Raw genomic sequence first — 14,139 nt, 5'->3', positions numbered from 1 at the left:
CGCTTTTTGCTTACTTTTTCTAAAAAAGTAAATACAAAACCTCGAAAATAAAAAAATTAGCTATCTGTTACGAATCTAATAAAAGAAGTTTTAGGATAGCCATACGCATATAGACACCATTTTTGACCTGTTCAAGCACTTTGCATCGTGCATCTTTGAGCATCTCATCAGAGATATCTATATTTCTCATGACCGGACCGGGATGCAGTACCAGGATATCTCTATCCCCTAAACGGTCATGGTTGATACAGTAGTGTTTTGCATACTCCTGATAATCATCAAAGATAGGGGAAGCATGACGTTCTAATTGTGCCCGGAGAGACATAATGACATCGACTTTGTCCAGAGCATCTTCAAGTTTTTCATATTGAGGCAGATCGCTCTTGGGCATAAAGGGCTTGGGTGCAATTAAAATGACCTTCATCCCCATACGTGTAAGAAGACGGATACCGGAACTAGCCACGCGTGAGCTTACGATATCACCTACAATGGCGATGGTCTTACCCTCAATGTCACCGTTAAAATGTTCGACCATGGTAAAGAGGTCAAGGAGTGCCTGGGTAGGATGTGCATAGTTACCTGCACCGGCATTAATAACCGAAGTCATCTGCATATCGGCCAAGATCCCCGGTGCTTCGTTTTCAGAATGACGGATGATGACCCCGTCTGGTTCCATGGCACAAAGGTTTGCAAAGGTATCTTCGAGTGATTCCCCTTTTTTGGTAGAACTTTTACCCGGGTCAAGGTGTACAACAGCAGCACCTAGTCTTTTGGCTGCGACTTCAAAGGAACTACGTGTGCGTGTTGAAGCTTCGAAGAAAAGGGTAATGAGGAGTTTGTCGTTAAGCAGTTGAGGCGGACGTTGTGCTTTAAATGTTTTGGCATCATGAAGTAGCTGTTGTATTTGTGCGTCAGATAGGTTGGTGGTATCTACCAAATGTTGCATTTTGATCCTTTTTAGTTTTTGTATTATATCCGATTGATGGTAAAATATATTTATAAAAATAGGGGTCTTTAAAAATTTTTAAGGCATAAATGATTGCTCATATTTGGAATATATTCAAATTATTTTTTAAGAAATATACGATGTAGTAAGACATTATTTTTCATTCTTTGATTATTTGCCTTAAACATTAATCGATCAGAAATAACATTATGAGATCCTTTTAAAGCATGGTACTGTGATGCAACATCAGTATCTTCGAAAAGATAATCAGCAAAATCTATGGCAAAAATTCCATTTGATTTTAGATAGCAATTTAATTGTGTGATCTGTTTATTAAATTTGTTAAAAGGGTATATATGACTACTATCATAAGTACTTTCATGTCTATTTTGTGTTCTTTGTAAAACAGCTAAAGCGAAAATAATATCAAATGGTCCATTGTTTTGGATGGTTTCATCAATGTTGTATGAAAAAATAATTTTAGGGTCATTATTTTTAGATATGGCTTTTTGAATATTGTGTTTATTGATGTCAACACCAATGATCATTGCATCAGGAAAGTATTCTCTAAGCGTATATACCTCTTCTCCTGTCGAACAACCAAAGGAAAGTATTTTGATATTTTTTTTGTTGCCTATTAACTCCTTAATTTTGTAAAAAATATCTGGATATCTGTTGTATGCTGTATAGTTTGATACTTGATGAACATACTGTCCTTTAAAATATTTTAATAAAATCAGTGACCGATACTCCGCGCTAAACAAAAATCGGTAGGGGACACTTGTAACCTTCCATAGAATGAATGTACTGTAATAAAGAGACTTATGGAGTATATTCTTTGATGTTTTAAAGGATGTTATCTTTGCTTTCAGTAAAGATAAGTAAGTATGTAGTGATACTAACATTATTAGCGTATCCTTCCTAATGTTAGCATATGTATTGTGCTACGATCGTAAAGCATTAGATTTGTATTAATCTATTTTTTATCAACTATACGTGTTGTATATCGTTCTAACTGATCCTGAACACTCCACCAGTCAGGGAAGACTGCATCATAAAAAGGCTGTGTGACTTCAGAAAAACTCTCTTTGTCCTCAAAGAGGTTTACACACCAGTCAAACTCCAGATCATAGGTTCGAAGCGCACTCATAGAGAGGAGTGTATCGTTGATACATCCCAGTCTGCTCGGGGTGACCAGAAGGACTTTTGCATTGAGATCTTTAGCCAGGTTTATCATCATATACTCTTTTGTCACTGGGACCATAAGGCCACCCGCACCCTCAACCAGAAGGATGTCACAGAGCTGTGAGAGTTCATGATACTTCTCCATGATCCTGTTTAGGTCAATGCTCTCTTCTGTATCTGCACAAAAAGGCGCTGCAGGGAGGGGGAAAGTATACGCAGTGATATCTTCCGGAGTAAGATCAAGGAAATTCTTGTTTACCTTTTGGCAAGCTTTTAAGAGTAAACTAGCATCAGCAGGTAGGGTATCTACACCTGTTTCGATAGGTTTAAATACACCCACGGATAAACCTCTGGAAGCAAAGGCTTCAATGAGTTGAACAGTGGTATGGGTTTTGCCGATATTGGTGCCTGTGGCGGTGATGAAAAGTGATTGCACTTGCATTTCTCCATTTTTTTTGTATAATAGTATAGAATAATTTATGAGGATTTTAACATAAGATGCCAAAGTTTGAAGAAGAGTTAGAGCTAGATTTAGAGTTACACGAACCGCAAATGTTCAAAGTGTTACTGCATAATGATGATTATACGAGTATGGATTTTGTCGTGGAAGTACTGATGGGGATCTTCCATAAGACACATACACAAGCAGAACAGATCATGCTGCAGATACATGAGAAAGATAAAGCCATATGTGGTGTATACAGCTTTGAAATAGCACAAACCAAAGCACAACAGGTCAAGCAAAAGGCCAAAGAAAACGAGTTTCCATTACTCGCAACGATTGAAGAGGACAGTTAAGATGATTAGTATTGCGCTGAATGACGTATTTAAGGGAGCCGTAGGATATGCTAAAGAGAACAGACATGAATATTTAACCGTAGAGCATGTATTCCTGTCGATAGTAAAAAGTGCAGCAGGTCAAGAGATACTTTCTATACTTGATGCAGATCTTAAAAGATTGGAGTCAGGCATCACCGAGCATATTGCCAAGACCATCCCATCTCTGAAAGAAGCGGTTGAACCATTTGAGACCGTAGCACTCTCTCGTGCTATTAATGACATGATGACACATATTCACAGTGCCGGCAGAACAGAAGCCAGTATAGGCGATATGATCGCAGCGATCTTTATGCAGGAACACTCCTATGCGGTATACCTCATGAAAAAAGAGGGTATAGCCCGTGTAGATATACTTGAAGTGATCTCGCATCGTTATGATAAAGTCAAAGGTGGTACAGAAGAGAAGAAAGAGGGAGAGACACTTTTAGAGCAGTTTACCGTGGAGCTTGTCTCTTTGGCTAAAACAGGCAAAATAGACCCGGTAGTAGGCCGTATAGATGAGATAGAACGTGTGATGCAGACGCTCTGTAGACGTAAGAAGAACAACCCTCTGCTTGTGGGTGAACCGGGCGTGGGTAAAACAGCCATTGCTGAAGGTTTGGCACTAAAGATCTCTGAAGGTGATGTACCGGAGATACTTAAAAACTCAAAAGTGTTTGCTTTAGATATGGGTTCTTTGGTCGCAGGTACAAAATACAGAGGTGATTTTGAAAAACGTCTCAAAGGTATTATCAAGGAGCTCACTGTAGAAAAAGATGCCATTTTATTTATCGATGAGATCCATACAATGGTTGGAGCAGGTGCAACAAGCGGCGGAAGCATGGATGCATCCAACTTATTGAAACCTGCACTTGCACGCGGTGACCTGAAGTGTATCGGTGCAACGACCTATGCAGAGTTTAGAAACTTTTTTGACAAAGACAAGGCACTCAGCCGTAGGTTTGCAAAAGTGGATGTGGAAGAACCGAGTCTTGAAGATACAATGACCATTTTACAGGGTATCAAACATAAATATGAGGATTATCATAAGATCACATTCACGGATGAAGCACTACAGTCGGCTATTGACCTTTCTGTCAAGTATCTGCATGACAGGTTCCTGCCTGATAAAGCGATGGATATCATCGATGAGGTGGGTGCACACTTTATGCTCAGAGGAGAAGAGGGTGTAACGGTCAAGACTAAAGACATTGAAGAGAGTGTCGCGAAGATCATGAAACTTCCTTCAACGGTCATAGGGACGGATGATACGAAAAAACTTAAATCACTGGAGAAAGATCTTGCTTCTCATATCATCGGACAGGATGAAGCGATCACTGCATTGGCAACGGCGATCAAACGTTCCTATGCAGGACTGAATGCACCTAATAGACCTATAGGAAGCTTCCTGTTCGTAGGTCCTACGGGTGTAGGTAAGACAGAACTTGCGACACAGCTTGCAAAAACCATGCATGTGCATTTTGAGAGATTGGATATGAGTGAATATATGGAAGCACACACTGTCAGCCGTTTGGTCGGTGCTCCTCCGGGGTATGTAGGGTATGAGCAGGGCGGACTCTTGACCGAGATGATCAAAAAACATCCGCATACGGTGTTGCTTCTGGATGAGATAGAGAAAGCACATCCTGATATCATGAACATCCTACTTCAGGTGATGGATGGTGCCAAGTTGACAGATAACAACGGTGTGGTCTCTGATTTTAAAAATGTGATACTCATCATGACTTCGAACATCGGTACCAAAGAAGCCAATGTGATGGGCTTCAATAAAGACACGTCGATCAAAACGGACAAAGCACTGGCAGCTTTCTTCTCACCTGAATTTAGAAACCGTCTCAGTGCTACCATAGAGTTCAATAAACTCGGATTGGATGTACTTGTGACCATTGTTGATAGAGAGGTAGATAAACTCAATCTCCTGCTCAAGCCTAAAGATGTCAAAGTGACCTTGGGTAAAAAAGCCAAAGAGTATTTGGCCAAAGAGGGGTACGATGAGCGTTACGGTGCTAGACACATTGCACGTGTGATAGATGCCAAGGTCAAAGAAGCATTGACCGATGAGATACTTTTCGGGAAACTCAAAAAAGGTGGTTCGGTCAAAGTAACCTACAAAAATGAGAAATTAGATTTTTCATTTGACAGTAAATAGATTAAACAGTCGTACCACGGGGAAAGGATATATAGTTGGCGTCTGTGTTTGAGGAAGATGACTATTTTATCCCCCCGTTACGTAAAGATTCTACAGCGTTTCCTGATCCACGTTCAGCTTCAGATGAAGGTCTTCTTGCCTATGGAGGGGATCTCTCTTCTGATCGATTGATCGCCGCATACAAAAAAGGGATATTTCCCTGGTATAGTCAAGGGGATCCCATACTCTGGTGGTCACCCAACCCCCGTCTTCTTCTGTATCCTGAAAAATTTAAGGTACGTAAATCATTCAGAAGGGTGTTGCGTTCGGGAAAATTCACGGTCACTTTTGATCAAAAATTTTCGGATGTCATCAAACACTGTGCAACCGTCTACCGAGAGGGCCAAGAGAGCACTTGGATCGTCAGTGAGATAAAAGAAGCCTATAGACGTCTGCATGAGGAGGGGTTTGCACATAGTGTGGAAGTCTATAAAGAAGGAAAACTGGTAGGAGGACTTTACGGCATTGCTCTGGGGAGAGCCTTTTTTGGCGAGTCTATGTTCTCTTTGGTTTCTGATGCATCCAAGGTGGCATTTAAAGCACTAAGTGATGTTTTAGGCAGTAGAGGTTATGATTTTATAGATTGTCAGATGAAAACAGATCATATGATAGGGTTGGGGGCTGAAGTGGTTGAGAGAGATACCTTTCTTGATGCACTCGAAAAGACACTTCAAAAACCTACTGATTTTGGTTCATGGCAGCATTTTACGTGGGAGTACAAAGATGGTAAATAGAGATATAGGATTCTCTTTATGGTTGGATTTTGTAGAAAGAGATTTTCTTAGAAATGATTTTTCTGCATTGATTGAAAAAGGTATCATTAATGGTGCCACGAGTAACCCTTCTATTTTTGCTTCTGCGATTACCACTTCTCCTGCCTATAAAGAGCAGTTGGCTTCTCTGGCAGGCAAAAGCCCAAAAGAGAAGTATGAAGCACTGGCTATAGAAGATATCCGTACTGCTGCACAGGCATTAAGACCTCTGTATGATGAAGGAAATGATGGGTATATCTCTATAGAGGTCGACCCATTTCTCTCAAATGATACAGAAGCTACGGTTGCCGAAGGTAAGAGACTCTTTGAAGCTATAGGTGAGCCTAATGTGATGGTAAAAGTACCTGCGACGGAGGCAGGATATGATGCCATGACCCAACTGCTAAGTACAGGTATCTCGGTCAATGCGACACTGATCTTCTCTCCTGCACAGACAAAAAAAGCGTTGAAGGCGATGAAAAAAGGCTTGGATTGCTTTGAAAAAGATGGCGGGTTGAGAGCAGAAGCGGTGATCTCTGTGTTTGTCAGCCGTTTTGACAGGTTACTGGATTCTGATCTGGAAAAAGAGGGGATCGATGTTTCAAAAACAGGTATTTATAATGCTGCAAAGATCTATAATCTTATCGAATCAAACCGTACACCTAGTATACGTACCCTTTTTGCCAGTACAGGTGTGAAAGGGGATGACCTCCCGGCAGATTACTATATGAGAGAACTGCTTGCATCACACTCTGTCAATACAGCACCACTTGCGACGATAGAAGCATTCATCGCCAAAAAAGCTCCGGCACCACAATTCCCTTTGGAAGAGAGCGAAATCAAGGGCTATTTTACGAAATTAGCCGATAACGGGTTTGATATGGATGAAGTCTATAGCCAACTCTTAAAAGAGGGGCTTGAAGCCTTTGAAAAAGCATTCCAAGAGATGCTTGACAGTTTAAAATAAATCACATCTCAAAGGGATAATCAATGGAAGAAAAACTCAAGCTCTATCTTAGAACAATGATCAGTAATAACGGGAGTGACCTGCATCTCAAGTCAGGCTCCCAAGTAAGAGTACGTATACACGGTGTACTAAAAGTATTGGGTAAAGATGAACTGAGTGCAGAGATGATGGACAAGTTAGCCCAGGAGATCACCACTGCAGACCAATATGAGAAACTGCAAACAGACAGAAACCTGGATTTTTCCTATGTCATGGGAGGGGATAGTAGATTTCGTGTGAACTTCTTTTTTCAAATGGATGGTTTGAGCGCGGTTTTCCGTATTATTCCGGTGAAGATATTGACACTGGATGAACTGAATCTACCGCCTGTGATCAAAACATTTGCCCAGATACAAAGAGGCCTTGTACTCGTAACAGGAGTGACGGGTTCTGGTAAATCGACGACGTTGGCAGCGATCCTGGACAAGATCAACAGAGAATCAAAAAAACATATCATTACGGTTGAAGACCCGATAGAGTTTGTACACAAAGATCGAGGATGTCTGATCAACCAAAGAGGGATAGGTCCGGATGCACACTCCTTCTCTGATGCACTTAGAGCCGCACTGAGGGAAGACCCGGATATCATACTTGTCGGGGAGATGAGGGATTTGGAGACGATCGATATCGCGCTTCATGCAGCCAATACGGGGCACCTTGTTTTTTCAACACTGCATACATTGGATGCAAAAGAGACGATAGACAGAATTGTCGGTATGTTCGGGAATGAGGAGCAAAACCGTATTCGTATGTCCCTTGCTTCGGTACTTGAAGGTGTCATTTCCCAGAGACTTATTCCTACAAAACGCGGCGGAAGGGTTGCGGGAATTGAAATCCTTAAAAAAACGGCTAGGATCGAGCAGCTCATAGCGGAGAACAGAGATGCAGAGATCCCTGATGCACTATTTGAAGGGAAAGAGATCTACGGTACGCAGACCTTTGACCAGGCACTTTTAGATATTTTCCGCAGAGGTGAGATCACAGAAGAGATCGCACTTGAGTATGCAACCAACCCATCGGATATGAAACTTAAAATGCAGGGTGTCGGAAAGGGTGCGATCGTGGATGAACATGCCCATGAAAAAGAGGTGGATGTCTTTGGCTTTAAAGAGGATGAGGAGAGCTAAGCTGTCGTGCATTACTTCATGACAGTAACGACGGAACGAAGTCATAATAATGAAGGCAAGAATAATTTAATAAAAACTGGGTATAATTCGCGTCTATTTTACTCCATGAAGCAATTGATAGGGTAAAAAATTATACACAAGTAACAAAGGACAAATATGTTAGAAGGTATCGTTAGAGAGAGTATCGGTAAGCGTAATGCAAAGCAGCTTAAAAGAGATGGTTATCTAATCGCAAACATTTATGCAAATGGTGTTGAAAATATCAACGCTGCATTTAAACGTGGTGAATTCGCAAGAACTGTAAGAAATAAAGAGACACTTGCATTCCCAGTGAAAGTTGGCGATAAGGAACTTAATGTATTTATTCAAGAGTATCAACTACACCCGGTAAACGGTGATGTGACTCACGTAGACCTAAGAGTAGCAGTACCGGGTCAAGTAACAAACTTCCTTGTACCGGTTGTAACACACGGAACACCAGTTGGACTTAAGAACAAAGGTGTACTTGTGATGTCTAAAAAGAGATTGAAAGTAAGAGGGGCTATCGAAGATATGCCAGCGAAATTTGATCTTAATGTTGAACCATTGAACAGAGACGACTCAATTCTTATCAGAGATGTGGAAGTACCGGCAAACTGTAAAATGATGGACAGACCGGATGTTGCTATCTGTGGTGTGATCAAAGCTAAATAATCGTAGCATGAAAGCACAGTCGTGATACTTTTCGTAGGTCTAGGTAATCCGGGATCACAATACGAAAATACACGACACAATATCGGTTTTAAGGTCATTGACAAACTTGTCAATGATTTTAATGCCAGAGATATCTCCAAAACTTCTTTTCACGGCAAGCTTTATCGTTCTGCCAATTCACTTTTTTTAAAACCTACCACATTTATGAACCTTTCGGGTAAATCTGTACAGCCTGTAAAACAATTTTTCAAAATAGAGCTTGAAGATATTATTGTGATCCATGATGATATAGATCTCCCTTTTGGTGCAGTACGTTTTAAAAGAGGCGGAGGCCATGGCGGGCATAATGGGCTTAGATCGCTCGATGCGCATATCACAAAAGAGTATTTGCGTGTAAGGGTAGGTGTGGGAAAGCCGGAACACAAGTCACAGGTAGCAGATTATGTCCTGCATGACTTTTCCCAAGAAGAGAACCTTATGTTGGAGCGTTTGATAGTACATGTCGCAGAGGCGTGTAAAGTGCTCTCCCAGGAAGAACTGATTGAAGTGAAGTCAAAGTACAGTCTGAAGTCTATAGAGGGTTTAAGTGTATGAGTCTGTTGAACCCTTCCTTACACTTTAGATATCTGGTCAAACTCTATAGCAAGAACCTATTGTCAATACTGTTCGGTCTCTCTTTCGCATTCGCTGCGATCGATTATTTTCAACATCTACAGAAACTCGATGTTGCCTCAAACTATCAAATACTCTATATCTTTTACATGTGGCAGGAGGCATTGGGTTTACTCTATCCTTTGGCGATCGTTTTTGCGCTGATCATGACTAAGCTTTCACTGGTTAAAAACAACACGATGGGAGCATTTCATGCCTTTGGGTATGATAAAAAAAGACTCTTTTTACCATTATTTACGGTAAGCACTTTGACCTATTTCATTTTTTTAACCCTGCATACCACAGAGTTCTCTTATGCCAAAGACAAAGCGGAATTTCTCCTGGAAAATAGACTGGGTACCTATGATGTGAATGACCTTTTTTTCAAATACAACGATACTTTCGTCTATATTACCAAGCTTGATCCTATAGAAAAAAAGATAAAAGATATTACGATCTTTAAAGTCGAAGGGTATCAGGTACGGTATACGATCAATGCACCGTTGGCAACGTTCGATGGTGAAATTTGGACTGCACATGATGCTACGTTGAAGACACATATCTATGAAAATGGTGAATTGAAAAGATATACCGTAGAACATAAAGAGCGTATAGAAACACTAGAAGGGTATAAACCTAAGATCATAGAGTCACTCTATGAGGGTAAAGCATTAAATATACGGGACGCCTATATGACATGGGAGTTACTCTATAAACAAAACCTCAGTTCAGATAAAATCAGGGCATCCTTCTATGACAAAGTGGTGGTACCGCTTTTTTCTATGGCCCTCTTACTTATTCTGTTTTTCAAACTACCGTTTCATGCCAGAATGATGAATATGGGTGGAGTGATCGCACTCTCTCTGGGGGTAACGTTTGGAATTTGGGGTATATTATTTGGTTTGAGTCAAATGGGAGCCAACGGTGTCTTACTTCCCGAACTGACAGCGATATTGCCTATCGTTCTTTTATGGGCCTATGCCATGTATATCTATTTTACAGAGGAAAGAAGTCTTCTGTAACCCCCTCCAGCACGTTAAATGTACCTTTTAATCAACTTTTAGATAAAATCACCCTAAAATAGACTCAAGGTATTGAGCATATAGGATAAGATAGATGAATATTGATTATAAAGCATTGGCAGAGAAATATGGTACGCCTTTGTATATGTATGATTTTGATTATATTGAAAATCGATATACCACACTGAAAGATGCGTTCGCAGGTAAAAAATCACTCATTAATTATGCGGTAAAAGCAAACTCGAACCTTTCAGTGATTGCCCACTTGGCTAAGCTTGGTGCAGGTGCGGATTGTGTAAGTATCGGTGAGGTCAAACGTGCACTGACGGCAGGTGTAGATAAATACAAGATCATTTTTTCGGGTGTGGGAAAACGTGATGATGAGATACGTGAAGCACTGGAGCAAGATATTTTACTGCTTAACTTAGAGAGTGAAGCGGAGATGAAACGTGTAGAGATGGTGGCCAAAGAGCTGGGGAAAGAAGCGCGTATCTCGATTAGGGTCAATCCCAATATCGATCCGCAGACACACCCCTATATCTCAACAGGATTGCATGAAAACAAGTTCGGTGTAGAGATAGATATGGCAAAACGTATGTATATCTATGCCAACAAATCGGAGTTTTTAAACCCTGTGGGTATCCATTTTCATATCGGTTCACAGCTTACCAAGATTGATCCTATACGTGAGTCATGTATGATCGTAGCAGACCTGGTACGTTCACTCAAAGCGATCAAGATCGATATCAAATTCTTTGATGTAGGCGGGGGTATCGGTGTAGTATATGATGATGAGGTCACAATTCCTGCTGAAGTATATACACAGGCAATATTTGAAGCAACCAAAGGGCTTGATGTGACACTGCTTTGTGAGCCAGGACGTTACATGGTCGCCAATGCAGGAGCATTTTTTACCAAAGTGCTCTATGAAAAAGTGAATGACGGAAAACGTTTTGTTATTGTAGACGGTGCGATGAACGATCTTATCCGTCCTAGTTTGTATAATGCATATCACAAGATTGAAGCGGTACTCAAAGAGGGTGAAAAGACACCTGCAGATGTGGTAGGACCGGTATGTGAAAGCGGAGATTTCTTCGGCAAAAATGTACCGCTTCCGCCGCTGGAGCATAATGACCTGATCGTTGTTCACTCTGCGGGTGCCTATGGATTTACGATGGCAAGTAACTACAATACACGTGCAAAAGCTGCAGAAGTGGCACTTCAAGGCGGAAAAGACAGACTGATACGTCAGCGTGAAACGTATGAAGACCAGGTACGTTTAGAGCTTGAGTATTTGGAAAAGTAAAGCAAAAAAGGCAGGGACGAGCATATGACTTTAGAGGAGCTGAGAGTAAAGATAGACAGCATTGATGATGCATTGTTAAAACTCTATAATGAACGTATGGAGTTGGTACATCAGGTAGGCGAAGTGAAAAATACCACAGGTGCACCTATCTACCGTCCTGAACGTGAACAGGCTATTTTAAATCGCTTAAAAAGTCAGAATAAAGGCAAACTTACGGATGCTGCGATCGATGCACTTTTTTTGGAAATGTTTGCCGTGGCCAGAAATCTTGAACTTCCTGAAGGTGTGGCTTACTTAGGCCCTGAAGCAAGTTTTACACATCAGGCAGCCGAGAGCAAGTTTGGTGCTATGAGTGCCTACTTGCCTATCAGCTCTATCCCGGGCGTATTTCGCGAAGTAAAAAAAGGCACAGCGAAGTTCGGTGTCATCCCTATAGAAAACTCTTCTAACGGTATAGTCAGTGATACGATCAATTGTCTGGATGAGTATGATCTTAAGATCATCGCTGAAGTGTGCCTGGATGTACATATGGCTTTTGCCACGGTCAATGATGATATCACAAAGATCACAAAGATCTACTCTAAAGATATCGCTTTTGGACAGTGCCGTAAGTTTCTACAGGACCTGGGCTTAGACGAGATAGAGCATATTCCTGTGGAATCTACCGTGAAAGCGGCAAAGCTTGCCCTAAAAGATGAAACGGCCGCAGCATTATGTCCTGCAGTGGCAGCAAAGTTGAATAACCTGCCTATACGTTTCAATAACGTAGAAGATGATACAAACAATAGAACACGGTTTTTCATTATCTCTGATTTTGAAAATGCCTCGTCAGGAAATGATAAAACCTCTTTATTGGTAAGACTTTCCAATAAACCAGGCTCTTTAGTGAATTTCCTCAATGACTTTGAAGAAGCAAATGTGAACCTGACAAAGATCAAGTCGCATATCGTAGAGGGGGAGTCGATCTTTTTTATAGAGTTCCATGGACATCAAAATGATACACATATCAAACCTATTTTGGAAAAACATAAAGATGAGATCAAAATATTAGGTTCCTATGTCAAAGAGATAGACGATATTTAAAATATGAAGTCAGCAGTGAGGGAGAAAAATCAGTATGAAATTTAACAAAGTATTAGAGAACATTCAAACCTATGAAGCGGGTAAACCTATAGAGCTTGTGGTACGTGAATTCGGTATCGCAGCAAAAGATGTGGTGAAACTCGCTTCCAATGAAAACCCGATAGGTACAAACCCGGCGATTGCCAAAGTCATCAGATCCAATGCTGATATTGCGCATCTTTATCCGGATGATAGTATGTTCGAACTGAAGGCGGCATTGAGCAGCAAGTTTAATGTAGCGGATGAGAATATCATCATTGGTGCGGGTTCTGACCAGGTGATAGAGTTTATCTCTCGTGCACTCTTGGATGAAAATTCGTCTGTATTGATGTCTGCTGTGACCTTTGCGATGTATGAGATCTATGCAAAGCAGATGGGTGCAAAGATCCTTCGTACAGCAAGCTATACGCATAAGTATGATGAGTTTATGGAAGCGTACCGTATGCATAGACCAAAGATCATCTACCTCTGTACACCGAACAATCCTACAGGGGATGCCACAAGCAAAGAGGAGGTCTTAAAGATCATCCAGGCAGTAGATAAGGATACGCTGGTCGTTGTAGACGGTGCCTATATGGAGTATGCTGCTGCCAAAGACCCGCAATATGCGATCACGCCAAATGACCTCCTCGGGTATGAGAATGTCATCTATCTGGGTACATTCTCCAAAGCACATGGTTTGGGAGGTATGCGTGTAGGATATGGTATCGCTCAGGCTGAACTGATCAAAGAGCTACATAAAATGAGACCGCCGTTTAACATCTCTACACTCTCTTTGGCAGTAGCCATAGAGGCGTGCAAAGATAATCGTTTTGTAGAAGAGTCTATCGCCTTGCATCAGGAGCAGATCAAACGGTATGAGGCTTTTGCAGAGGAACAGGGATTTGAATACATAGAGAGTTATACGAACTTTATCACGTATATGTTTGATGACACTATGGACTCCACAAAGATAGCAGATGCACTGCTTAAACGTGGTGTCATTATTCGTAACCTTGCCTCTTACGGGTTGAATGCGATGAGGATCACTATAGGAACAGAAAAACAAAATGATGTTTTCTTTAAACATTTTTTAGAAGTGATAGCTTGAAAAGAATCGAAGTGGTCAAAGCAGATGAAGTAGAGGTAAAACCTTTTATTTTAGATGATTTTATCCAACATAAGGTCCAGCATAGTATGATGAACAAAGTAACAAAAAAAGAACTGAAAAATTTAGCAGATGAATTGGGTTTGGTGTATGATGATTCCCAGATCGTTTTCACAAAAAAACTGCTCAGTGCCTATTTGCTAGGGAAATAAAA

At 41.0% G+C, this 14,139-nt stretch carries 15 protein-coding genes; 12 read left to right on the top strand and 3 right to left on the bottom strand.

Annotated elements, in window-relative coordinates:
* Nucleotides 1-67: 67 nt before the first annotated feature.
* The 3 genes from MN086_RS09405 to bioD all read right to left on the bottom strand — a co-directional run bounded on the left by MN086_RS09405 (nt 68) and on the right by bioD (nt 2,573).
* Entirely contained in the window at nt 68-946 is an 879-nt protein-coding gene (locus MN086_RS09405; RefSeq protein ID WP_248575754.1) for an aspartate carbamoyltransferase catalytic subunit, read from the bottom strand.
* A 119-nt stretch (nt 947-1,065) separates the two neighbouring features.
* Nucleotides 1,066-1,851: a trans-aconitate 2-methyltransferase gene (locus MN086_RS09400; protein ID WP_248575753.1), complete on the bottom strand. Its 786-nt coding sequence runs from the start codon at nt 1,849-1,851 to the stop codon at nt 1,066-1,068.
* A gap of 71 nt (nt 1,852-1,922) precedes the next feature.
* Complete coding sequence (gene bioD / locus MN086_RS09395; protein WP_248575752.1) at nt 1,923-2,573, bottom strand: dethiobiotin synthase; 651 nt, start codon at nt 2,571-2,573, stop codon at nt 1,923-1,925.
* A gap of 56 nt (nt 2,574-2,629) precedes the next feature.
* Between bioD and MN086_RS09390 the strand changes: the two genes are divergently transcribed.
* From MN086_RS09390 to MN086_RS09335, 12 genes are all read left to right on the top strand, one after another.
* Complete coding sequence (locus tag MN086_RS09390) at nt 2,630-2,929, top strand: ATP-dependent Clp protease adaptor ClpS (RefSeq protein WP_008244485.1); 300 nt, start codon at nt 2,630-2,632, stop codon at nt 2,927-2,929.
* A gap of 1 nt (nt 2,930) precedes the next feature.
* Complete coding sequence (gene clpA / locus MN086_RS09385) at nt 2,931-5,120, top strand: ATP-dependent Clp protease ATP-binding subunit ClpA (RefSeq protein ID WP_248575751.1); 2,190 nt, start codon at nt 2,931-2,933, stop codon at nt 5,118-5,120.
* Between the two features lie 35 nt (nt 5,121-5,155).
* Entirely contained in the window at nt 5,156-5,893 is a 738-nt protein-coding gene (aat, locus tag MN086_RS09380) for a leucyl/phenylalanyl-tRNA--protein transferase (RefSeq protein ID WP_248575750.1), read from the top strand.
* Nucleotides 5,883-6,878 carry a transaldolase gene (locus MN086_RS09375; protein ID WP_248575749.1) on the top strand — a complete coding sequence of 332 codons (996 nt, stop codon included), beginning with the start codon at nt 5,883-5,885 and terminating at the stop codon, nt 6,876-6,878. The genes aat and MN086_RS09375 overlap by 11 nt, the downstream gene beginning before the upstream one ends.
* Nucleotides 6,879-6,901: 23 nt before the next feature.
* A complete protein-coding gene (locus tag MN086_RS09370; RefSeq protein ID WP_248575748.1) occupies nt 6,902-8,044 on the top strand; it encodes a type IV pilus twitching motility protein PilT in 1,143 nt (380 codons plus the stop codon).
* A 156-nt stretch (nt 8,045-8,200) separates the two neighbouring features.
* Nucleotides 8,201-8,737 carry a 50S ribosomal protein L25/general stress protein Ctc gene (locus MN086_RS09365; RefSeq protein WP_248575747.1) on the top strand — a complete coding sequence of 179 codons (537 nt, stop codon included), beginning with the start codon at nt 8,201-8,203 and terminating at the stop codon, nt 8,735-8,737.
* Nucleotides 8,738-8,758: 21 nt separating this feature from the next.
* Nucleotides 8,759-9,331 carry an aminoacyl-tRNA hydrolase gene (pth, locus tag MN086_RS09360; protein WP_248575746.1) on the top strand — a complete coding sequence of 191 codons (573 nt, stop codon included), beginning with the start codon at nt 8,759-8,761 and terminating at the stop codon, nt 9,329-9,331.
* Nucleotides 9,328-10,410: an LptF/LptG family permease gene (locus MN086_RS09355; protein ID WP_248575745.1), complete on the top strand. Its 1,083-nt coding sequence runs from the start codon at nt 9,328-9,330 to the stop codon at nt 10,408-10,410. The genes pth and MN086_RS09355 overlap by 4 nt, the downstream gene beginning before the upstream one ends.
* 94 nt (nt 10,411-10,504) lie before the next feature.
* Entirely contained in the window at nt 10,505-11,716 is a 1,212-nt protein-coding gene (lysA, locus tag MN086_RS09350; RefSeq protein WP_248575744.1) for a diaminopimelate decarboxylase, read from the top strand.
* A gap of 24 nt (nt 11,717-11,740) precedes the next feature.
* Complete coding sequence (gene pheA, locus MN086_RS09345; protein WP_248575743.1) at nt 11,741-12,799, top strand: chorismate mutase; 1,059 nt, start codon at nt 11,741-11,743, stop codon at nt 12,797-12,799.
* Nucleotides 12,800-12,833: 34 nt separating this feature from the next.
* Complete coding sequence (gene hisC / locus MN086_RS09340; protein ID WP_248575742.1) at nt 12,834-13,928, top strand: histidinol-phosphate transaminase; 1,095 nt, start codon at nt 12,834-12,836, stop codon at nt 13,926-13,928.
* On the top strand, nt 13,925-14,137 hold the full coding sequence (locus MN086_RS09335) for a hypothetical protein (RefSeq protein WP_248575741.1): 213 nt from the start codon (nt 13,925-13,927) through the stop codon (nt 14,135-14,137). The genes hisC and MN086_RS09335 overlap by 4 nt, the downstream gene beginning before the upstream one ends.
* Nucleotides 14,138-14,139: the final 2 nt, after the last annotated feature.

This window comes from Sulfurovum sp. XGS-02 (genome assembly GCF_023213175.1).
In the GTDB taxonomy this organism is placed as follows: Bacteria; Campylobacterota; Campylobacteria; order Campylobacterales; family Sulfurovaceae; genus Sulfurovum.
This window is presented reverse-complemented; position numbering and strand designations above follow the sequence as displayed.